This window comes from uncultured Microbacterium sp., from assembly GCF_913776565.1.
GTDB lineage: Bacteria > Actinomycetota > Actinomycetes > Actinomycetales > Microbacteriaceae > Microbacterium.
The window spans coordinates 36,709-58,008 of sequence record NZ_CAJYPF010000191.1 but is presented as its reverse complement, the minus strand read 5'-3'; the positions used below and the strand labels follow the sequence as shown (position 1 = coordinate 58,008).

Below are 21,300 nucleotides of genomic sequence, written 5' to 3'. Positions count from 1 at the left end.
CTCGTCGTCGTCGACATCGACCCCCACGCGATCGCGTCCGCGCGCCGACAGCAGACCATGTGGAACGACCGGCGGTCGGACCTCGGCCCGTACACGCACGCCGGCGATATCCTCACCCCCACGTGAGTCCCCGGCCGCGCGTCGATGGCCGATCTCAGCGCCCCCACCCCGACGCGAACGGGGGCCATTCCCACGTTCGCATGAGACGGCGCCCGCACCCCGACCCGACAGGGCATCCCCGCCCGCGGCTGCACGAGAAAGCCCCCCGTCCCGAAGGACGAGGGGCTGTCGACGCGTGATCGCTGAGGATCAACGACCGCCGAAGTTCTTGAAGCGCTGGTTGAACTTCTCGACGCGGCCGGCCGAGTCCATGATGCGCTGCTTGCCCGTGTAGAACGGGTGCGAGGCCGACGAGATCTCCACGTCGATGACGGGGTACTCCACGCCGTCGAGCTCGATCGTCTTGTCGCTCGAGACGGTCGAACGGGTGAGGAAGGTGTCGCCCGAACCGAGGTCGCGGAACACGACGGCCTTGTACGTGGGGTGAATGTCAGTCTGCATGGAAGGTCCTTTGAGAAGTGGTGCCCTGGATTCTGCCAGGACGTCAAAGTCTGCGGCGCCGGAGGCACCAACGGGAGATTCTACCAGGCCCGTCGCCCGTCCCGCACGGGACGACATCCCCCGTCCGGATGTCCGCGTCGGACCGTGTCGACCCGGACGGCCGAGCGGTCCCGCGTCAGACCGCGCGGGCCGCGTACCGTCCCGCTTCGCGCGTGAGGGTGATCTCGAGCCCGAACGTCGTCGAGAGGTTCTCCGCTGTGAGGGCGTCGTCGAGGGGACCGGATGCCACGACCTCGCCGTCGCGCAGCAGCAGAACGTGCGTGAACCCCACGGGGATCTCTTCGACGTGGTGCGTCACCATCACCATCGCCGGCGTCGTGGGAGCCTGCGCGTAGCCCGACAGCAGCGCGAGCAGTTCTTCTCGCGCACCGAGGTCGAGGCTCGCCGTCGGCTCGTCGAGGAGCAGCAGCTCCGGGTCGGTCATCACCGCGCGGGCGATCTGGACGCGCTTCTGCTCGCCGTCGCTGAGCGTTCCGAACGTCCGGTCGGCGAGGTGGTCGAGCTTCCACTCGGCCAGCACGCGCAGCGCGCGACGCTCGTCGATGTCGTCGTAGTCCTCGCGCCAGCGCCCGACGACCGAGAACGCGGCGGTCAGCACGACATCCAGCACCGTCTCTTCGGGCGGCACGCGACGCGCCATCGCCGACGACGCGAACCCGATCCGCGGACGCAGCTCGAACACGTCGGTGCGTCCCAGGCGCTCACCGAGGATCGTCACCGCGCCCGAGGTCGGGTGCAGCAGCGTGTCCGCCAGCTGCAGCACCGTGGTCTTGCCGGCGCCGTTGGGGCCGAGCACGACCCACCGCTGGTCGTCGCTCACGGTCCAGTCCACGTGGGACACGATGTCCCGAGCGTTCCGGCGGACGACGACGTCGGAGAATTCGAGCACCTGGGGCATGCCCCCAGCCTAACGGCCGCGTGCTCGCTCGCCCGTCAGCCGGGGCCCGCGTCGCGCGGGGCCGCACGCGCCCGCATGTCCCCCGCGACCTCCAGGACCGTCCCCGCTTTCCACGCCGGGCCGGGCGGATCGCACCGACGTTCCCGCGACCACGGCGGGCCGGACGAGCCGCGCCTACCTCCCCGCGACCTCCGCGTACAGCGCGGCCGTCTGCTCGGCGATCGCCGCCCAGCTGAAGTCGTCGACCGCGCGCTGGCGTCCGGCCTCGCCGTACGCGCGGGCGCGGTCGGCATCCGTCACCACCTCGGTGAGCACGCGGGCCAGGTCGTCGACGAACCGGTCGGGATCCACGGGCGTTCCGGTGCCGTCCTGCACCTGTTCGATCGGGACGAGTCGGCCCGTCACGCCATCGACGACGACCTCGGGGATGCCACCGGTCGCGGTGCCGACGACGGCGGCGCCGCACGCCATGGCCTCGAGGTTGACGATGCCCAGCGGCTCGTACACCGACGGGCAGACGAAGGTCGTCGCGGCGGTCAGGATCGTGCACAGCTCCTCGCGCGGGAGGAGCCGTTCGATCCACACGACGCCGTCGCGCGTGGCCTGCAGACCGCGGACGAGCTCCTGCACCTCCGCCATGATCTGCGGGGTGTCCGGGGCACCGGCGCACAGCACGAGTTGCACCTCGGGCGGCAGCTGCTCCGCCGCGCGCAGCAGGTACGGCAGACCCTTCTGCCGCGTGATCCGCCCGACGAAGACGACCGACGGCCGCCCCGGGTCGATCCCGACCGAGGCGAGGAAGTCGTCGTCGACCACGGGATGCCACGACTGGGTGTCGATGCCGTTGTAGATCACGCGCACCGCGTCGGGGTCGAGCGACGGGTAGCTGCGCAGGATGTCCTGCCGCATGCCCTCGCTCACCGCGACGACCGCGGCGGCCCCCTCGTAGGCGGTCTTCTCGATGAAGCTCGACACCGCGTACCCGCCGCCGAGCTGCTCGGCCTTCCACGGACGCAGCGGCTCGAGGCTGTGGGCCGTGACGATGTGCGGGATGCCGTGCAGCAGCGACGCGAGATGCCCGGCGAAGTTCGCGTACCAGGTGTGCGAGTGCACGACGTCGGCGCCGGCCACGTCCGAGACGATCTCGAGGTCGGTACCGAGCGTCTGGATCGCCCCGTTCGCCCCGGCGAGCTCGGCCGGGACCCCGTAGGACGTCGTGTCGGGCGCATCGCGGTCGGCGCCGAACGCGCGCACCTGGACCTCGGTGCCGGCGGCGCGCAGCGCCGCGACCAGCTCGGTGGCGTGGACTCCGGCTCCCCCGTAGATCTCCGGCGGGTACTCCTTGGTCACGATGTCGACGCGCATGAGACGAACCGTAGTACAGCGCGAGGCGCGCCGTGGAGTTGTTCCCGCATCCGTTCGCGACCCCTAGTGTTGTGCCATGCCTGCAGCGCCGAAGGTCTTCGGAATCATCCTCGCCGGCGGCGAGGGAAAGCGACTCATGCCCCTGACGGCGGACCGCGCCAAACCCGCCGTCCCCTTCGGCGGCCAGTACCGCCTGATCGACTTCGCGATCTCGAATCTCATCAATTCGGGCCTGCGACAGCTCGTCGTGCTCACCCAGTACAAGTCGCACAGCCTCGACCGCCACATCTCTCAGACGTGGCGCATGTCGCCCATGCTCGGCTCCTACGTGGCATCCGTCCCCGCTCAGCAGCGCCTCGGCAAGCGGTGGTTCTCCGGGTCGGCGGACGCGATCCTGCAGTCGATGAACCTCATCCGCGACGAGAAGCCCGACATCGTCGTCGTCATCGGCGCCGACCACGTGTACCGCATGGACTTCAAGCAGATGCTCGACGCGCACATCGCCTCGGACGCACGGGCGACGATCGCCGGCATCCGTCAGCCGATCGCGCTCGCGAACCAGTTCGGCGTGATCGACACCGATCCCGACGACCCGACGAAGATCCGCGAATTCCTCGAGAAGCCGCAGAATCCCGCGGGCCTCGCCGACTCGCCGCACGAGGTGCTCGCCTCGATGGGCAACTACATCTTCGACGCCGACGCCCTGGTCGACGCCGTGACCCACGACGGCGAACTGCCGACCTCGGCGCACGACATGGGCGGCGACATCGTCCCCTACTTCGTCAACCGCGGCGAGGCGGCCGTCTACGACTTCCAGCGCAACGACGTCCCCGGTTCGACACCGCGCGACCGCTCCTACTGGCGCGACGTCGGCACGATCGAGTCGTTCTACGACGCGCACATGGATCTGATCTCGACGCTGCCGATCTTCAACCTCTACAACGACGACTGGCCGATCTTCTCGCAGACGTTCAACGCCCCTCCGGCGAAGTTCGTGCGCGACTCGGTCGGCCGCATCGGCAACGCGATCGACTCGATCGTGTCGCTCGGTTCGGTGCTGTCCGGGACGCACCTCGAGCGCAGCGTCGTCGGCCCGTGGGCCCTCGCCGGAGGGGGTTCGACCATCACCGACTCCGTCCTCTTCGACAGCGTGCAGGTCGGTGCGGGTGCGCGCATCCACCGCGCGATCCTCGACAAGAACGTCGTCCTCGAGCCGGGTGCGACCATCGGCGTCGACCGCGAGCGCGACATTGCGCGCGGCTTCACGGTGACCGAGACGGGCATCACCGTCGTCGGCAAGGACGTGCACGTCCACGCCTAGAACACGACGAGGGCTCCGGATGCCGCGAGCCCCGCGTACCCGACGGGGCGGTGACCGTGATGGTCGCCGCCCCGTCGGCATCCGGGGCCGAGGTCAGACGCCCACGCGCGCGAACGCGTCGCGGGAGATCCCCTTCTCGAGGACGACCTTCGACCACTCGCGCGCGCTGTGCAGGCTGTGATCGCGGTAGTTTCCGCAGCTGAAGGCGTCCACGCCGGGCACGTCGTCCCAGGACACGTCCTCGGCGATCGCGCGCAGCGAGTCGGTGATCGCGTCGACCAGGGCGGCGACCTCGGGCTCGCCCCACATGATGACGTGGAAGCCGGTGCGGCAGCCGAACGGCGAGATGTCGATCAGGCCGTCGATGCGGTCGCGCACGAGGCTCGCGAGCAGGTGTTCGATCGTGTGCAGGCCCGCCGTGGGGATCTCGCCCTCGTTGGGCTGGACCAGACGCAGGTCGAAGTTCGAGATGACGTCGCCGCGCGGGCCCGACTCGGTGCCGATGAGGCGCACGTACGGCGCGAGGACGGCGGTGTGATCGAGGGTGAAGCTTTCGACGTCGGCCATGGGTGAGTCCTTTTCTCGGGAGACGGCGGTACTCCGAAAGCCTACGGCGAGGCACCGACACGGGGTCCGCGGGTGACGTCGTGAGACGGGTGTCACCGCCCGGCGGGAGCGGCCGTGCGACGAGTGTCGCGCGACCGGATGATCCGCCGCGGGCGGTGCACTCGGGACCGGGCATCCGGCCCTTCTCGCCGCACCCGCTAGGGTCGAGGCCGTGCCCGCTCGCTTCCTCGTCGTCCTCGACGCCGATTCGACCCTGATCCGCAACGAGGTCATCGAACTCCTCGCCGACGAAGCCGGACGCGGCGCCGAGGTCGCCGCCGCGACCGAGGCCGCGATGCGCGGCGAGGTCGACTTCGCCACCAGCCTGCGCTCGCGCGTCGACGCGCTCGCCGGCGTCCCCGTCGAGGCGTTCGACCGTGCGATCGCGAGGATCGAACCCACCCCGGGCGTCCGCGACCTCATCGCCGCCGTCCACGAACGCGGCGGCCTCGTCGGCGTCGTCTCGGGCGGGTTCCACGAAGTGCTCGACGTCATCGCCCCCGACCTCGGCGTGGACGTCTGGCGCGCGAATCGTCTCTCGGTCGCGGACGGCGCCCTGACGGGCACCGTCGACGGCGAGATCGTGGATGCCAGGGCCAAAGCCGACACGCTGCGGCGATGGGCCGACGACAACGGCGTCCCCCTGTCGCGCACCTTCGCCATCGGCGACGGAGCCAACGACCTCGAGATGATGGCGGTGGCCGGGCTCGGGCTCGCGTTCAACGCCAAGCCGGCCGTGCGCGGGCGCGCCGATCTCGTGATCGGCGATGTCGACCTGGCCCAGGTCATCGCTCTGCTGCCGCGCTGAGCGGACGTCGGGTCCGGCCCGGTACGCGTCGAGGCGGTTCCTCGCTGCTGCGGCAGGCGTCGTCGTCGCGCGCGGGTCGGCCGCTGGTACCGAGACCTCGAGTGACGTCCGCGGTGGGCGTGGGCGGGTCGTGGCGGGTGGAATCCGCCCGGGGCTCGCGGGAAACCTGGCCGATGTCGGAGGGGCGTTCTACGCTCCCGACATGGACGTCATCCTCGTACCCGGTCTCTGGCTCGACGCGTCGTCGTGGGACGCGGTCCTGCCCGCCCTCACCGCCGCCGGGCATCACCCGCACCCTCTGACCCTCCCGGGGCCCGCCGTCGGCGACCTCGTCATCGACGACTGGGTCGACGCGGTCGTCGTCGAGATCGATCGGATCGACGCGCCGGTCGTCCTCGTGGGGCACTCCGGCGGGGGCAACGTCGTGTGGGGTGCCGCCGACCGACGCCCCGGCCGGGTCTCCCGCGTGGTGCTGGTCGACACCGCCGTCCCCCCGCCCGGGGCGATGATCTCGGAGTTCCCCGTCGAAGACGGCGTCGTCCCCTTCCCGGGATGGGACTTCTTCGACCACGACGACGTGTCCGACCTCGACGACGACACGCGCCGGCGCACCGCCGCGCGCGTGGTCGACGTGCCGGGGCGCGTCCCCACCTCGGCGCTGACCCTCGCCGATGAGCGGCGATACGGCATCCCGGTGACGATCCTGTCGGGACGCCTCGACGCCGACGGCTTCACGCGGATGCTCGCCGTGTGGCCGCCCTTCGCGCGCGAGGTCGAGCGACTGCGCGACGTGCGGGTCGTGCACCTGGACTCGGGTCACTGGCCGCAGTTCTCACAGCCCGAACGCTTCGCCGAGCGGTTGGTCGCGGCGGTCGGCGAGGCAGGCGGGTGAGCGAGGGCCCGGGGTGCGGGCACCCGCGTGATCGTGAGATCCAGGGACCGCGGAGTGAGCCGGGACTCCCTCCGGTTCGCGGAGAGCGCCGGGGATCGCAGCCCGGGCCGGGGCTGTCACGAGGACACGGAGGGCGTCGCCGCCCGCGGGTGCGCGTGCTGTCCGGGGTCAGTGCCCCATGCCCAGGCCGCCGTCGACCGGGATGACCGCACCCGAGATGTAGGCCGCGTCGTCCCCCGCCAGCCACGTGACGACGCCCGCGACCTCGTCGGCCGAGGCGAAGCGCCCGGCCGGGATGTTCTTCTTGTACTCGGCCTGGGTGTCGGCGGGCAGTTCCGCCGTCATGTCGGTCTCGATGAAGCCCGGAGCGACGACGTTCGCCGTGATCCCGCGGCCGCCCAGCTCGCGCGTGAGCGACCGGGCGAATCCGACGAGGGCGCTCTTCGACGCCGCGTAGTTGATCTGGCCCGCCGAGCCGTAGAGCCCCACGACGCTGGAGATGAGGATGACGCGGCCCCAGCGCGCCTTGAGCATTCCCTTCGACGCGCGCTTGACCACCCGGAACGCCCCGCCGAGGTTGGTGTTCACGACGCTGTCGAAGTCGTCCTCGCTCATCCGCAGCAGCAGGGTGTCCTTCGTGACGCCGGCGTTCGCGACGACCACCGCGATCGGGCCGAGCTCGGCCTCGACCTGCGAGAAGGCGGCGTCGACGGTGGCGGCGTCGGTGACGTCGGCGCGGACCGTGAGCGTGCCCTCGGGACCCTCGCCGGAACGCGCGGTGACGGCGACCTTCCATCCCTCGGCCACGAAACGCTCGGCGATGGCGCGACCGATCCCCCGGTTTCCTCCGGTGACGACGACGACGCGGTCCTGGGACATGGTGAGACTCCTGTGCGGGCGGGGACGGAACCGCCCCAGCCTACCGACGGCGCGGCGACGAGACCGCGAAACCGCACGCGACGGGGTTTGACACAGGCCGAGCGGCGCTGGAACGCTGGAAGAATCCGCGACGAAAGGGATACCGTGAGCGACGACCGCACGACCGACCCGAACCAGCCCGCGCACGACTCCGGCGCGTCGGGGACGGGGTCCGAGCCGACGGCGTCGCCCACCGGCTCCCCCGCGGTGCCGTCCGCCCCCGCGTCAGGAGATGCGGCATCCCCCTCCCCCTCGCACGGAGCGCCGTCCTCCGACGCGCCGCCGTACGACGCACCGTCGTCCGGCGCGCCGACGTACGGAGCACCGTCGCCCGGGGCGCCGACGTACGGATCCGCCGCGCCCACCTCGGGCTCCGCGGACTCGACCTCCGGAACCCCCGCCTACGGTGCCGACGCCCACGGAGCCCCCGCCTACGCAGCCCCCGGCTATGGAGCCCCCGCCTACGGCGCCGCGTCCTACGGTGCGGCCGCGCCCACCGCCTACGGCCAGGGCGACGCCGCCTACGCGTCCGGCGGTTACGGCTACGCGATGCCCGCGCGCACGAACACCCTCGCGATCGTGTCGCTGATCGCCTCGATCGTCGGCGTGTTCGTCCTGCCGGTCATCGGTCAGATCGTGGGCATCGTCACCGGGCACATGTCGCTCTCGCAGATCAAGGCGCGCGCGGAGAAGGGTCGCGGCCTCGCGATCGCCGGCCTCATCGTGGGCTACGTCACCCTGGTCCTCGGAGTACTGCTGCTGATCTTCTTCATCATCCTCATCCAGGCGGCGATCGGCGAGACCAGCTCCGGCTACGGCGTCTGACGCGAGCGGCACCGTCGAGTCGGGTTCCTCTCGGGCGGCTCCGCGCGAGCGGCCCCCATCGAATCGGGGACCCGAACACCCCCCGGGGCACTCGCCGGGGACCGGCACGCGCGGCCCGTCCCGCCCCGCGCCGACGCGGCCGCCCGAGACTCGTTCTCACGACGTCGAGAAGTCGTTGCGCCACCCGACCCTGCGCTCACGCTGCGGGCGTACCCTGAAACCACTGTGAAGACAAACCGCGCCCAGTCTGCGACGTCGCTCCCGAAAGCACCCCGGGAGGACGCCGACAACCGTTTCGCCAAGTACATGGTGATGATGGGGATTCGCATCGCGTGCTTCATCGCCATGGCCGTCGTGCAGCCGTACGGCTGGTACACCTTCGTCTTCGCCGCCGGTGCGATCTTCCTGCCCTACCTCGCGGTGATCGTCGCCAATGTCGGGCAGGACGCCGCCGAGACCACCGCGATCAACCCCGAGCGCGCGATCGAAGCGCCCCGCCCGGCGCAGACGGTCGCGGCATCCGACGAGCCCCTGGTCATCCGCATCGCCGAGACCCCGCGCCTGGACGTCCCGCGCGATCCGCGTCCGTGACCGACGACACCCCCGCCGACTGTTCGCGGGCCGGATGCCGTGATGCCGCCGTCTGGAGGATCACCTGGCGCAACCCGCGCATCCACGCCGCCGATCGCCGCAAGGTCTGGGTCGCCTGCGACGAGCACGTGGGGTATCTACGGGAGTTCCTGCGCGCGCGGGACTTCCCCGTCGAGGTCGGAGCTCTGACGGGCGGGCGCGCGTGAGAGCGACGGGTGGGACACCCGCCGGGAGCGACGTACCCTTGAGAGCGTGGCCCGGGAAGACGACGTGAACGTGCGCGATGCGCGGCCCGCCGCCCCTGTCCGCTCCGCACCCCGTCGCGAGATGCCCACCGCAGGCCGCTGGGCGATCTACGTCGGCGTCGCGATCCTGTTCGCCATCGCGTGCGGGTTCCTGTCGCACTGGCAGTTCTCACGCAACGCCGAACGCAGCGAGCAGCTGCAGCTCGTCGCCGACAACTACGACGCGGCCCCCGTGGCCCTGGGCGACCTGCTCGCCCCGGGCGCCGAGCTCGCCCCCCAGGACGAGTGGCGCCCCGTGCGCATGGAAGGCAGCTACCTGGCCGACGAGCAACTGCTCGTCCGCAACCGTGCGCACGGGGGGACCGCTGCCTACGAGCAGCTCGTGCCGTTCCGGCTCGACGACGGCAGGGTCCTCCTCGTCGATCGCGGATGGCTCCCGCCGGGCAATCAGCAGGCCGCTCCCGACGACATCCCCGCTCCCCCCTCCGGCGACGTCGTCGTCGAGGTGCGTCTGCGCCCGGGCGAGGCGGCCCCCTCGTCGGGTCGCAGCGCCGAGCCCGGGCAGGTGCCGACCATCAACCTGGGCCTGGTCGCCGAGCAGACGGGTCCGATCGAGCCCGGCGCGTACGGGCTGATCATGTCCGAGACGCCGGCGCCGGCATCCGCGCCCTTCACCGTCGACCCGCCCAGCGACGATCCGGGTCCCTACCTGTCGTACGCGGTGCAGTGGATCCTGTTCGCCGTGATGGGCTTCGGCTTCATCGGGTACGTGATCGTCAACGAGCGCAAGCTCCGCCGCGAGGACGCGGAAGACGACGACGACCTCGACATCGTTCCGGTTCCGGCCCCCGCGGAGACGGTGGACACCGGCCGGCGTCGCGTCGATCCGGTCGCCCTGCACCGCACCCGCAAGCGCCCCCGCGATCGCGACGCCGACGATGAGGACGCACTGCTCGACGCGCACTGACCGGGGCTGTGAGAGACGCCGGGGTCGGGATCTCGTTCCCGCGCGGGGCGGCGATGCGGGTGCCCCACGTGGGCGGCCGGGTCTCGGCTGCGCGTTCACCTCGCGAGCACGTGCAGCGTCACGCTCGGCGACAGCTGCGACTGCTCGAGCCGCGAGGGACTCCAGTTGTTCATCTTGGCCGGGTCGGCCCGGCCGATCGACACCCACCGGTCACCGTCGATCTGCGCCGTGGCGTCCCGATCGCCGCAGTCGACGCTCGCGACGCCGCTGCCGCGTTCCGAACCGTAGACCACGGCCAGGCAGAGCTCGCCCTCCTCGCGGCGTCCGAGGTACACCGAGGCGTCGTCGATGGTCGCGATGAAGCGGACGGATGCCGCCTCCAGACCGATCCACGTGCGCCCGTCCGACAGGATGGACGACGACAGGTCCTCCTCGGTCTGCGCGAATCCTTCTTCCGGCAGCGGCTCGCCGCCACTGCCCGCGTCCGTGGCGCGGCCCACGGCGAGACCCGCGACGAACGCCCCGGCGACGATCACCGCGGCCGCCCCGACCAGCCCGGGGCGGAGACGTCGCCGTCGGGACGCGGGCGTCGGCAGGGGCGAGGCGGCATCCGGTGCCGACCGCGATTCCGGCTGCTCACCGGACGCGGGCGTCGGCGCAGGTGGCCCGGCATCCGGTGCCGACCGCGATTCCCGCTGCTCACCGGACGCGGACGTCGGCGCAGGTGCCCCGCGCGATTCCCGCTGCACATCGGACGCCGGCGTCGGCGCAGGTGCCCCGGCATCCGGTCCGAACCGCTCATCGGACGCGCGGCGGCCGACCTCCCGTTCGGGGGCGGGGACGACGCGCCCCGAGGCCCGATCCTCGAGCGTCCGCAGCCGGCGCACCGTCACGTCGTCGACGGGCAACCCCCCGGCGCCGTAGACCCGCGCCTGCAGCGACGCCAGTTCCGCGCGCTCCACCTCCGTCAGCGCGGGGCGGTCTCGACGATCCATCATCCGATGAGGATGCCACGGACCCCGCGTCGGGCACGGGGCGACGCGAACGATCGGCGACACGGGAGCGTCGAGACGCAGCCCACCCTCGCCCGCGACCCCGCGCGAACACGCCGGCGTGACCAGGTCGGAGTGATGAGGCCGACGCGATCAGGTCGGCAGGACAGGGCCGGCGTGACCAGCCCGGGGCGATCAGGCCGGCGTGATCAGGCCAGGGTGATCAGGTCGGCGTAGTCGCGGCCCCAGATGTCCTCGACACCGTCGGGGAGGATCAGCACGCGCTCGGGGTTGAGCGCCTCGACGGCGCCCTCGTCGTGCGACACCAGCACCACGGCGCCCTCGTAGTGCGCGAGGGCGCCGAGGATCTCCTCGCGCGAGGCGGGGTCGAGGTTGTTCGTCGGCTCGTCGAGCAGCAGCATGTTCGCCGACGACACCACCAGAGTCGCGAGCGACAGACGCGTCTTCTCGCCACCCGAGAGCACCCCGGCGGGCTTGAGCACGTCGTCGCCGACGAACAGGAACGAACCGAGCACCTTGCGCGCCTCGGTGGCCGTGATGTGCGGCGCCGACGACATCATGTTCTCGAGGACCGACCGGTTCACGTCGAGGTTCTCGTGCTCCTGCGCGTAGTAGCCGATCTTGAGGCCGTGACCGGGCTCGAGCTGACCGGTGTCGGGCTGGTCGACGCCCGCGAGGATGCGCAGCAGCGTCGTCTTGCCGGCACCGTTGAGGCCCAGGATGACGACGCGCGACCCGCGGTCGATCGCCAGGTCGACGTCGGTAAAGATCTCGAGCGACCCGTACGACTTCGACAGACCGGATGCCATGAGCGGCGTTTTGCCGCACGGCGCGGGCTTCGGGAACCGGAGCTTGGCGACGCGCTCGTCCTGACGCACGTCGTCGAGGCCCGACAGCATCTTCTCGGCGCGCGCGACCATCTGGTGCGCGGCGGCGGCCTTCGACGCCTTGGCGCCGAAGCGCGCGGCCTGCAGCTGCAGCGCCGTGGCTTTCTTCTCGACGTTGGCGCGCTCCTTCTTGCGACGCTCCTCGTCGGCCACCCGCTGGCGCAGGTAGTTCTTCCAGTTCATGTTGTAGACGTCGATGACCTGGCGATTGGCATCCAGGTAGAAGACCCGGTTCACCGTCTCACCGACGAGCTCGACGTCGTGCGAGATCACGATGAGGCCGCCCTTGTACCCCTTCAGGAACTCGCGCAGCCACACCACGCTGTCGGCATCGAGGTGGTTGGTCGGCTCGTCGAGGATCATCGTCTGCGCGTCCGAGAAGAGGATGCGCGCGAGTTCGATGCGGCGACGCTGACCACCGGAGAGGGTCTTGAGGGGCTGATCGAGGATGCGATCGGGCAGCGAGAGGTTGTGGGCGATGGATGCCGCCTCGGCCTCGGCCGCATAACCACCCGCCGCTTCGAACTGCTCGGTGAGGCGGGCGTACTTCTTCATGGCCTTGGCCGCGACCGCGGCGTCGTCGTCGCCCATCGCCATCGACGCCTCGTGCATGCCGAGGGCGAGGGAGCCCAGACCGCGGGCGTCGAGGATGCGTGTGCGCGCGAGCATCTCGGGGTCGCCGGAACGCGGGTCCTGGGGCAGATAGCCCAGTTCGCCGGAACGGTCGACCCCGCCGTTCGAGGGCAGCAGATCACCGGCGAGCACCTTGGTGAGAGTGGTCTTGCCGGCGCCGTTGCGCCCGACGAGACCGATCTTGTCGCCGTCGGAGACGCGGAATGCCACGTCGGACATGAGCACGCGGGCACCCACGCGGATCTCGAGGTCGTGCACGGCGAGCACAGCGAACGTCCGTTCAGTCGGGGAAGGGTGGGAGGCCGAAGACTGGCCAGCCACCCAGTATAAGCCGCACCCCTGCGAGCCCGCCGACAGCCCGCGGCGGTCCCCTCACGCCGACGACACCGACCGATCCGATCCGACACCGGGATGCCGCGGGCGAACACCACGAACGACCCGACCTCCGGGTGTCTCGGCGTCGAGACGAACCGGCGGGCTCGAGGCGTCCGGGTTTGCGTTCTCACCCGTCGACCCACCTAAACTAAGCCTATCCTTACCTAACACGCAGGAGGCTCTTCGTGTCCCGATACCGCGCTCTGACGGCCCTCGCCGTCGGCTCCGCCCTCGTCCTGACCGGCTGCGCCGGCACCTCGGCCGCCCCCGGCGACCAGGAGGCCGCGTCCGGCGACGCCGGTTTCCCGGTCACGATCGAGCACGCCCTGGGCGAGACCACCATCCCCGCCGCGCCGAAGCGCGTCGTCACCGTCAGCTGGGGCAACCAGGAGGCCGCTCTCGCCCTCGGCGTCGTCCCCGTCGCGATGCCCAAGGTCACCTGGGGCGACGAGGACGGCGACGGCATGCTGCCCTGGGTCAAGGACAAGCTCGACGAGCTCGGCGCCGAGACCCCCGTGCTGATGGACGAGACCAACGGCTTCGACTACGAGGCCATCGCCGACGCGAAGCCCGACGTCATCCTCGGCGCCTACTCGGGCATGACGCAGGAGCAGTACGACACCCTCAGCAAGATCGCGCCCGTCGTGGCCTACCCCGAGATCGCCTGGGGCACCACGTGGCAGCAGATGACGCTGACGGATGCCAAGGCCCTCGGTCTCGAAGAACAGGCCGAGGCCCTGATCGCCGACCTCGAGAAGCACGTCACCGACACCGCCGCGCAGTACACCGCCCTCGCCGGCAAGAAGTCGCTCTTCACCTACATCGACCCGACCGACCTCAGCACCGTCGGTTACTACTCCACCAAGGACCCCCGCGCGACCTACCTGAACGAGCTGGGTCTCACGCCCTCGTCGGCGGTCGAGACCTCGAGCGCCTCGGGCGACACGTTCTGGTTCACCGAGAGCACCGAGAACATCGAGAACTTCTCGGACGTGCAGGTCCTCACCGGCTACGGCACCGACTCCACCCTGGCGCAGCTGCAGGCCGACCCGCTGTGGTCCCGCATCCCGGCGATCGCGAACGGCGCGGTGGCATTCCTGCCCGACAACACCACGATGGCCGCTGCCGGCAACCCCAGCCCGCTGTCGATCGGCACGACCTGGGGCGACGAGTACATCGCCCTGGTGGGAGCAGCCGCCGAGAAGGCCGCGTCCTGATGAACGCCCTCGACGCGTCGGCGCGATGACCGCTCTCGCTCCGGCATCCACCGTCCCCGGCGACGCCCGCGTGCGCCGCTGGGGACGGCGGCGCGTCGTCGGCGTGACGATCCTCGTCGCGCTGCTCGTCGTCGCAGCGGTGCTGTCGGTCACCTTCGGCGCGCGCGACGTCACGGCCGCCGATGTCTGGGCGGGCCTCACCGGCTCCACGGACTCCGCCTCTGCCGCCGCCGTCGCCAAGCGCATCCCGCGCACGGTCCTCGCGATCCTCGTCGGAGCCGCTCTCGCCGTCTCCGGCGCCGTGCTGCAGGGGGCGACGCGCAATCCGCTCGCCGATCCGCAGATCCTCGGGATCAACGGGGGCGCGGGACTGGCGATCGTCACCGGCATCGCGTTCTTCGGCCTCGGCTCGCCCTCCACCTACATCTGGGTCGGCATGGCCGGCGCCGGCGCGGCGGCCGTCCTCGTCTACGCGATCGGTTCGCTGGGTCGGGGCGGAGCGACCCCTCTCCGCCTCGCTCTGGCCGGGGCGGTCACCGCGGTGGCGTTCAGTTCTCTCACCAGCGCCATCCTGCTGCCCCGCACCGACGTCATGAACGTCTTCCGCTTCTGGCAGATCGGCGGCGTGGGCGGCGCCACCCCCGAGACCGTCGGACAGGTGCTGCCCTTCCTGATCGTCGGCCTGGTCGTCTGCCTCGCCAGCGCCCCCGCCCTGAACACCCTCGCGCTCGGCGACGAGCTCGCGGCGGGCCTCGGCGCCCGCGTGCGCACGGCGCGGCTGATCGCCACGGCCGGCGCCGTCGTCCTGTGCGGCGCCGCGACCGCCGTCGCGGGGCCCATCGGCTTCGTCGGGCTCGTCGTCCCGCACATGCTGCGCCTGATCGTCGGCGTCGACCATCGCTGGCTGCTGCCCGTCTCGGCCCTGGGCGGAGCGGTCCTGCTCACCCTCGCCGACGTCGTCGGACGCGTGATCGCCCGCCCCGAGGAGATCGAGGTCGGCATCGTCACCGCCCTCATCGGGGCCCCCTTCTTCATCGCGCTCGTGCGCCGACAGAGGATGCGTGCGCTGTGATCACATCCCCGACCCGACCCGCCCTCCTGCCGTCCGCCGCGCCCGACACCCTGGCGTCCGTCGTCGCGGGCCGGCGCCGCCGCCGCCGCCGCTGGGTCGCCGTGACCGGCACGCTCGCGGCCCTGGTGGCGCTGGCTCTCGTGCTGAGCCTCATGCTCGGACAGACCTTCTACTCCCCCGCCGAGGTGTGGGGCGTCCTCACCGGTCAGCGCGTCGCGGGGGCCTCGTTCACCGTCGGGGAGCTCCGCCTGCCCCGCGCGGTGACCGCCCTGCTCACCGGCCTGTGCTTCGGCATGGGCGGGGTGGTGTTCCAGACGATGCTGCGCAACGCCCTCGCCAGCCCCGACGTGATCGGCATCAACACCGGTGCGAGTGCGGCCGCCGTGATCGGCATCGTCGTCCTCGGCTGGGGCGAGACCGCGGTGTCGTTCCTGGCGATGGCCGCGGCCCTCGCCGCCGCCCTGGCGATCTACCTGCTGTCGTACCGCGACGGCAGCTCGGGCGCGCGTCTCATCCTCGTGGGCATCGGGGTCGCCGCGATGTGCCAGGCGGTGGTGTCCTACGTCGTCGCGCGCGCCGCGCAGTACGACCTGCCCGCCGCGATGCGCTGGATCACCGGCAACCTCAACGACGCCACCTGGGACCGCGCCCTGCCCGTGCTGTTCGCGGTGGTCGTGCTGGGTCCGGTGCTGCTCGCGCTGTCGGGCCGCCTCGAGATCCTGCGCATGGGCGACGACACCGCCGCCGCCATCGGCCTGCCCGTCGAGCGCAGCCGTCTGCTGCTGATCGTGGCGGCCGTCGGACTGCTAGCGTTCGGCACCGCCGCGGCGGGGCCGATCGCCTTCGTGTCGTTCCTCGCCGGGCCCATCGCCGTCCGCCTGCTGGGTCCCGTCGGCTCGCCCGTCCTGCCCGCGGGACTGATGGGGGCGCTGCTCGTCCTCGTCGCCGACTTCGCCGCGCAGTACGCGTTCGGCACGCGCCTTCCGGTCGGTGTGATCACCGGCGTACTCGGCGCGCCCTACCTCATCTTCCTGCTCGTCCGCAGCAGCCGATCCGAAGGAACGTCGCTATGACCGCCCGCGACACCGCGCTCCACCCGACCGCTCGTACCGAAAGGACCACGCGATGACCTCCGAGCGCACCCTGAGCGCCGAGGGCGTCACCCTCGCCTACGGTGACCGCACGATCGTCGACACGCTCGATCTCTCGCTGCCCCCGGGCCGGGTCACGGCCATCGTCGGGGCCAACGCGTGCGGCAAGTCGACGCTGCTGAAGGCCATGGCGCGTCTGCTCCCGCCGACGGCGGGCCAGGTCCTGCTCGACGGCAAGGCCATCCACCGGATGCCGACCAAGCAGGTCGCGCGCGTCCTCGGCCTGCTGCCCCAGTCGCCGGTCGCCCCCGACGGCATCGCCGTGTCCGACCTCGTCAGCCGTGGCCGGCACCCCCACCAGGGCGCCCTCTCGCGGTGGACGCGGACCGACGACGATGCCGTCGCGCGCGCGCTGGACGCCACCGACACCGCGCACCTCGCCGATCGCCACGTCGATCAGCTCAGCGGCGGCCAGCGTCAGCGCGTCTGGATCGCGATGGCTCTGGCCCAGGAGACCGACGTGCTGCTGCTGGACGAGCCGACGACGTTCCTCGACATCAGCCACCAGATCGACGTGCTCGATCTGCTCACCGACCTCAACCGCGACCGCGGCACGACGGTGGCCATGGTGCTGCACGACCTGAATCTCGCGGCGCGCTACGCCGACCATCTCGTGGCGATGGCCCAGGGGCGCATCGTCGCCGCGGGAACGCCCGACGACGTGCTCACCGAGAAGACGGTCGGGGAGGTCTTCGGCCTGCGCAGCCGTGTCGTGCCCGACCCGCTCACCGGCCGCCCGATGATCGTGCCGATCGGGCGCCACCACACCGTCGTGGATGAGACGATCAGCGCGGGCTGATGACGCGCGATCGAGCGCCCTCCCAACTGGCGTCGACGTGACGCGCGCCGCCCGCTGATCGTGCCCGATCGAGCACTCCAGCACGAGGGAGAGCCTGCAGCCGAGCGAGAACGCCCCGCACGGCTCGGCCGCGCGGGGCGTTCGACGACGTTCCGGGCCGGACGCACCCCTGCGCCCGGACCGTCGTCACGCCGTGCGCTCGACCTGCCCCTCGCGCCAGTACCCCATGAAGGCGACGCGCTTGCGGTCCACTCCGCAGCCCTGCACCAGCAGGCGCCGCAGGGTCTTGACCGTCTGCGACTCCCCCGCGATCCACGCGTAGAACTCGCCCTCGCCGTCGTCGGGGCTGTCCCACAGGAGGTCGACGTCGAGGTCGATGTCCTCGAGCTCCTGGGGCCGCGGTGCCGCGGCGCGCGAGAGGACGGCGCCGGATGCCGCGGTCCACGCCTCGACGGCCTCGATCAGCGCCTCACCGTGCGGCCGCGTCCCGCGGGGCACCCAGGTGATCGGCAGGGCGCCGGGAGCCAGCGGCAGGGCATCGTCGATCGTCGGCACCTCGACGAAGGCGTCGACGACGAATCCGGCGCCCAGCCCCTCGAGGATCGCTCCGATCGCGGGAGCCGCGGTCTCGTCGCCCGCCAGCAGCAGGCGCTGAGCCGTACCGGGGTGGAAGTCGATGCCCTGGGCGGACTCGAGGCTGCGGGCGTCCGGACCCACGATCAGGATGCCGTCCCCCGGCGCGGCGCTCTCGGCCCAGCTGCCCGCGGGGCCGGCGTCATGGTGCAGCGCGAAGTCGATGTCGAGCTCGAGCGCGTCGGGGTCGATGCGACGCACGGTGTAGGTGCGGAACGGCAGGCGCTCGTCGTCCGGCAGGTCGCGCCACCGCGTGTACCACTCGCCGTTGTCGATCGCGTCGGGGTCGTGCTGGCCGATGTCGCACAGGCGGCCGTCGGCCCCGGGGAGGACGAGCTTCACGCGCTGGTCACGGCGATCGGTACCGAACACCTCGAAGTCCGGGCTCGTGAAGGTCACGCGGGCGAAATGCGGAGACAGGCGACGTGCCTCCTTCACCACGGCGACGTACGGGCGGTAGGCGGGACGCGTGGCTGTCTTCACCCGCTAAGGATATCCTTACCTATCCTCGGATGCCACACTCCCGCCGCCCACAAGGCCCACCGTCGAGCTACCCGCGGGACTCCCCCGCGAACCGGCCGATCCGCTCGATCGCCTCACGCAGCACCTCGGGGGCGCACCCCATGTTGATGCGCACGTGGCCGACGCCCTCGGTGCCGAACAGCGGGCCGTGGTGCAGAGCCACCTTCGCCTCGCGGCGGATCAGCGGGGCGGGGTTGTCACCCCACCCGTACGCCGAGACGTCCACCCACGCCAGGAAGCCGGCATCCGGAAGCCGATAACGGGCCCGCGGCAGGTGCTCCGCCAGCAGCTCGGCGAGCAAGCGGCGGTTCTCGTCGAGCGCGGCGAGCAGCGCCTCCAACCACTCGTCGCTCTCGGCCGCGAAGGCCGCACGGTTGGCGATCACGCCGAACAGCCCGGCCCGCCACTCGACCTCCCACGGCAGTCCCCGCACGACGGTCGCCGTCTCTTCGGCGCCCGTCACGATCACCGCGCACTTGAGGCCCGCGAGGTTGTAGGCCTTGCTCGCGCTCGTGACGGCGTATCCGACGGCGGCGGCCTCGGGAGCGGCATCCAGGAACGGCGTGAACACCGCCGGAGCGTGCGCGAGGGGCGCGTGGATCTCATCGCTCACGACGCTCGCGCCGTAGTGCGCGGCGAGGCGAGCGAGCGCGGCGAGACTCTCGCGCGAGTGCACCGTGCCGGTGGGGTTGTGCGGGTTGCACAGCAGCACCGCGCGCGCCCCCGCGGCCAGGGCGCTCTCGATGCCCGCGAGGTCGAGGCTCCAGCGGTCGCCGTCGTCGACGAGCGGCACGCGCTCGACGACCGCTCCCGCCTCTTCGACGGTGTCGTAGAACGGAGGGTAGACGGGCGGGGTCACCACGACCCGGTCCCCCGGTCGCGTCACGGCGCGCAGCACCTCGACGACGCCCATCATGACGTCACCCGTCCACCGGATGCGAGAGGGATCGATCGTCCACCCCCAGCGGCGTTCGGCGTAGGCGGCGAAGTCGAGGTCGATCCCCGGACGCGGCGGCGTGTACCCCGTGTCGCCGATCTCGACGGCGCGGTGCAGGGCGGCCGTGATGGCGGGGGCGAGCGGGAAGTCGGTCTCGGCCACGAACATCGGGATGACATCGTCGGCGTACGAGCGCCACTTCGTGCTCGAGCGCTGACGCAGAAGGTCCAGGGGCAGGGCCCGCAGAGGGATGACGCTCACCCTCCGAGGCTACCGGCCGTCCCCGCCGGGCCCCGGGGGATGCTGACACATCCCGTCACGCGCTCTCACCGGCGGAAGGTGCCCATCCCGTGCTCGTCGAAGTACTCCAGCACCAGGGTCCCGTCGGCCGAGAACGTCGCCTGCGACACGGTGCCCTCCGTGGCGTTCTCGCCGGTCGGGGTGAAGGTGAACACGTCGCCGTCCCAGGGCGAGAGCGCCCATCGGCCGGTCGGGCCGAGCGCGAGCTGCAGGGCGCCGCCCTCGACGCTCACGGTCGCCTCACCGAAGTACTCGTTGCGGTACACGCCGGCGTAGGTGTCGAGAGCGGCCGGGGGCGCGGCATCCACGGGTCGCTCTTCTCCGGCGAGCTCGCCCATCGGCTGCGCCATCTGAGCGAAGACGCCCATGTACAGCGCGAGCCAGTCCTGGCGCTGCACCCCGTACTGGGCGATGTCGGCGAAACGTCCCGCGATGCCCTCGGCGACGCCGTTCGCCTCCCCGTCCGACAGTACGACGATCCCGAGGTCGGCCGCGGGGAGCATCTTCACCGTCGTGCCGGTTCCGAGGCGGAAGGCCCCGGAGTGATTGACGTCGACGAGACCGCCCGCCGTCGTGGTGACGTTGAAGCCGTACCCGTAGAAACCCGCCCGCTGGTCCATCGTCGACTGCGCGGGGTCGCGCCCCGTCATGATCTGCGGAGTGACCGCGGGCAGCAGCGCCTCGCGGCTGACGAACGCGTCGTCGCCGGCTCCGGCGGCGAGCACCATCGCCATCCACCGCGCCATGTCGGTGGCGCTGGAGCTGACCCCGCCCGCCGGCGACTGCGCGTCGGGCTCGCGCTGCTCGGGGCTCACGACCCACGTCCCGTTCCGTCGCTGATGCCCCATCGCGCGGTTGTCTCGGGCCGCGAGGTCGGCGTACCGCGACGAGGTGTCGTCCATGCCGAGGGGGCCGTAGATGAGCCGCTCCGACAGGTCGGCCCAGTCCTCGCCCGCCGCCGCGGCGACCGATTCGGCCGCGGCCGTGATGTCGAAGTTGCCATAGGCGTACGACGACCGGAAGCCCGACAGCGGCACCGCGCGCAGACGCTGCAGCACCGCCGCGCGTTCGTAGCCGATCTCCTCGAGCTCATCGCCGGCGTGCTCGTACAGGCCCGAGCGGTGCGCGTACAGATCGGCGATCGTGAGATTCCCGCTCACCCATGGGTCCGACAGCGCGAACGCCGGCAGATTCCTCTGCACCGGGGTGTCCCACGTGACCACCCCTTCGTCGATCGCGCGCGCGACCACCGTCGCGCCGATCGATTTCGAGACGGATGCCATCGCGAACACCGTGTTCTCGTCCACCGGATCGCCCGTGTCGAGATTGCGCACCCCGTATCCGCGTGCGAAGACGGTCTCACCGCCGTGCACCACGGCGACAGCGACCCCGGGTGTGCCGGTGGCGTTCAGGGCGGCCTGCACCGAGGCGTCGATGTCGGCGATCGCGGCGTCGATCGTGGCATCCGTCACCGCCGCCAGGGCGTCCACGCGGGGGTCGGCCGCGACGGGGGCGGGAGTCGTATCGGCCGTCGGGACGGCATCGGGCGTGCACCCGGATGCCAGCGGCGCGACGAGAAGCAGAGGGATCAGGCCCGCGGCGATTCGGGGAGCGCGCGTACTCATGCGCGCAGTGTGCCACCACGGTCGACCGTCGGCAACGGCGAGAAAACGAGCGTTGCCGATTCGCAACGCGCCGGCATCC

General features: G+C 71.6%; 21 protein-coding genes. 11 read left to right on the top strand and 10 right to left on the bottom strand.

The genetic code is table 11. From position 1 onward, the window contains the following. Positions 1 to 309: 309 nt before the first annotated feature. The 3 genes from QZ433_RS10850 to glgA all read right to left on the bottom strand — a co-directional run bounded on the left by QZ433_RS10850 (position 310) and on the right by glgA (position 2,884). Entirely contained in the window at positions 310 to 561 is a 252-nt protein-coding gene (locus QZ433_RS10850; RefSeq protein ID WP_055837630.1) for a type B 50S ribosomal protein L31, read from the bottom strand. A 175-nt stretch (positions 562 to 736) separates the two neighbouring features. Beyond that, a complete protein-coding gene (locus QZ433_RS10845) occupies positions 737 to 1,519 on the bottom strand; it encodes an ABC transporter ATP-binding protein (RefSeq protein WP_295783166.1) in 783 nt (260 codons plus the stop codon). A 174-nt stretch (positions 1,520 to 1,693) separates the two neighbouring features. Further along, positions 1,694 to 2,884: a glycogen synthase gene (gene glgA, locus QZ433_RS10840; RefSeq protein WP_295783164.1), complete on the bottom strand. Its 1,191-nt coding sequence runs from the start codon at positions 2,882 to 2,884 to the stop codon at positions 1,694 to 1,696. 76 nt (positions 2,885 to 2,960) lie between these two features. Between glgA and glgC the strand changes: the two genes are divergently transcribed. Beyond that, positions 2,961 to 4,205 carry a glucose-1-phosphate adenylyltransferase gene (glgC, locus tag QZ433_RS10835; protein WP_108317430.1) on the top strand — a complete coding sequence of 415 codons (1,245 nt, stop codon included), beginning with the start codon at positions 2,961 to 2,963 and terminating at the stop codon, positions 4,203 to 4,205. Positions 4,206 to 4,298: 93 nt separating this feature from the next. On the opposite strand, the gene QZ433_RS10830 is transcribed toward glgC, so the two are convergent. After that, positions 4,299 to 4,772 (bottom strand): S-ribosylhomocysteine lyase, encoded by a 474-nt coding sequence (locus tag QZ433_RS10830; RefSeq protein WP_295783160.1) that lies wholly within the window; start codon positions 4,770 to 4,772, stop codon positions 4,299 to 4,301. A 211-nt stretch (positions 4,773 to 4,983) separates the two neighbouring features. Here QZ433_RS10830 and serB point away from each other — a divergent pair, with 211 nt between their 5' ends. Then, complete coding sequence (gene serB / locus QZ433_RS10825; protein WP_295783157.1) at positions 4,984 to 5,619, top strand: phosphoserine phosphatase SerB; 636 nt, start codon at positions 4,984 to 4,986, stop codon at positions 5,617 to 5,619. Positions 5,620 to 5,821: 202 nt separating this feature from the next. Next, positions 5,822 to 6,511 (top strand): alpha/beta hydrolase, encoded by a 690-nt coding sequence (locus QZ433_RS10820; RefSeq protein WP_295783154.1) that lies wholly within the window; start codon positions 5,822 to 5,824, stop codon positions 6,509 to 6,511. 168 nt (positions 6,512 to 6,679) lie between these two features. On the opposite strand, the gene fabG is transcribed toward QZ433_RS10820, so the two are convergent. Beyond that, a complete protein-coding gene (fabG, locus tag QZ433_RS10815) occupies positions 6,680 to 7,390 on the bottom strand; it encodes a 3-oxoacyl-ACP reductase FabG (RefSeq protein ID WP_116537401.1) in 711 nt (236 codons plus the stop codon). Positions 7,391 to 7,534: 144 nt separating this feature from the next. On the opposite strand from fabG, the gene QZ433_RS10810 reads away from it, so the two are divergent. The 4 genes from QZ433_RS10810 (at position 7,535) to QZ433_RS10795 (ending at position 10,057) form a co-directional block, all read left to right on the top strand. Next, positions 7,535 to 8,254 (top strand): DUF4190 domain-containing protein, encoded by a 720-nt coding sequence (locus QZ433_RS10810; protein ID WP_295783151.1) that lies wholly within the window; start codon positions 7,535 to 7,537, stop codon positions 8,252 to 8,254. Between the two features lie 225 nt (positions 8,255 to 8,479). Further along, the gene (locus QZ433_RS10805) at positions 8,480 to 8,845 is read left to right on the top strand and encodes a DUF3099 domain-containing protein (protein ID WP_295783149.1); all 366 of its coding nucleotides are present in this window, start codon (positions 8,480 to 8,482) and stop codon (positions 8,843 to 8,845) included. Beyond that, a complete protein-coding gene (locus QZ433_RS10800; protein WP_295783148.1) occupies positions 8,842 to 9,051 on the top strand; it encodes a hypothetical protein in 210 nt (69 codons plus the stop codon). The genes QZ433_RS10805 and QZ433_RS10800 overlap by 4 nt, the downstream gene beginning before the upstream one ends. A 121-nt stretch (positions 9,052 to 9,172) precedes the next feature. Then, entirely contained in the window at positions 9,173 to 10,057 is an 885-nt protein-coding gene (locus QZ433_RS10795) for an SURF1 family protein (RefSeq protein WP_295783146.1), read from the top strand. Between the two features lie 95 nt (positions 10,058 to 10,152). On the opposite strand, the gene QZ433_RS10790 is transcribed toward QZ433_RS10795, so the two are convergent. Beyond that, the gene (locus QZ433_RS10790) at positions 10,153 to 11,055 is read right to left on the bottom strand and encodes a hypothetical protein (RefSeq protein ID WP_295783142.1); all 903 of its coding nucleotides are present in this window, start codon (positions 11,053 to 11,055) and stop codon (positions 10,153 to 10,155) included. 203 nt (positions 11,056 to 11,258) lie between these two features. Next, complete coding sequence (locus QZ433_RS10785; protein WP_136585782.1) at positions 11,259 to 12,857, bottom strand: ABC-F family ATP-binding cassette domain-containing protein; 1,599 nt, start codon at positions 12,855 to 12,857, stop codon at positions 11,259 to 11,261. Between the two features lie 293 nt (positions 12,858 to 13,150). Between QZ433_RS10785 and QZ433_RS10780 the strand changes: the two genes are divergently transcribed. The 4 genes from QZ433_RS10780 to QZ433_RS10765 are packed head-to-tail and all read left to right on the top strand — an operon-like array spanning position 13,151 to position 17,204. Then, a complete protein-coding gene (locus QZ433_RS10780) occupies positions 13,151 to 14,182 on the top strand; it encodes an iron-siderophore ABC transporter substrate-binding protein (RefSeq protein ID WP_295783138.1) in 1,032 nt (343 codons plus the stop codon). A 25-nt stretch (positions 14,183 to 14,207) separates the two neighbouring features. After that, positions 14,208 to 15,254: an iron ABC transporter permease gene (locus tag QZ433_RS10775; RefSeq protein WP_295783135.1), complete on the top strand. Its 1,047-nt coding sequence runs from the start codon at positions 14,208 to 14,210 to the stop codon at positions 15,252 to 15,254. Continuing rightward, on the top strand, positions 15,254 to 16,327 hold the full coding sequence (locus tag QZ433_RS10770; protein WP_295783177.1) for an iron chelate uptake ABC transporter family permease subunit: 1,074 nt from the start codon (positions 15,254 to 15,256) through the stop codon (positions 16,325 to 16,327). Before QZ433_RS10775 ends, QZ433_RS10770 begins: the two co-directional genes overlap by 1 nt. Before the next feature lie 52 nt (positions 16,328 to 16,379). Next, complete coding sequence (locus QZ433_RS10765) at positions 16,380 to 17,204, top strand: ABC transporter ATP-binding protein (RefSeq protein ID WP_295783133.1); 825 nt, start codon at positions 16,380 to 16,382, stop codon at positions 17,202 to 17,204. A gap of 186 nt (positions 17,205 to 17,390) precedes the next feature. Here the strand turns inward: QZ433_RS10765 and QZ433_RS10760 are convergent, their stop codons facing one another. The 3 genes from QZ433_RS10760 to QZ433_RS10750 all read right to left on the bottom strand — a co-directional run bounded on the left by QZ433_RS10760 (position 17,391) and on the right by QZ433_RS10750 (position 21,221). Then, positions 17,391 to 18,320, bottom strand: coding sequence for a siderophore-interacting protein (locus tag QZ433_RS10760; RefSeq protein ID WP_295783129.1), 930 nt, complete (start codon positions 18,318 to 18,320; stop codon positions 17,391 to 17,393). A 67-nt stretch (positions 18,321 to 18,387) separates the two neighbouring features. Then, positions 18,388 to 19,557, bottom strand: coding sequence for an aminotransferase class I/II-fold pyridoxal phosphate-dependent enzyme (locus QZ433_RS10755; RefSeq protein ID WP_295783126.1), 1,170 nt, complete (start codon positions 19,555 to 19,557; stop codon positions 18,388 to 18,390). A gap of 65 nt (positions 19,558 to 19,622) precedes the next feature. Beyond that, the gene (locus tag QZ433_RS10750; protein WP_295783123.1) at positions 19,623 to 21,221 is read right to left on the bottom strand and encodes a serine hydrolase; all 1,599 of its coding nucleotides are present in this window, start codon (positions 21,219 to 21,221) and stop codon (positions 19,623 to 19,625) included. Positions 21,222 to 21,300: the final 79 nt, after the last annotated feature.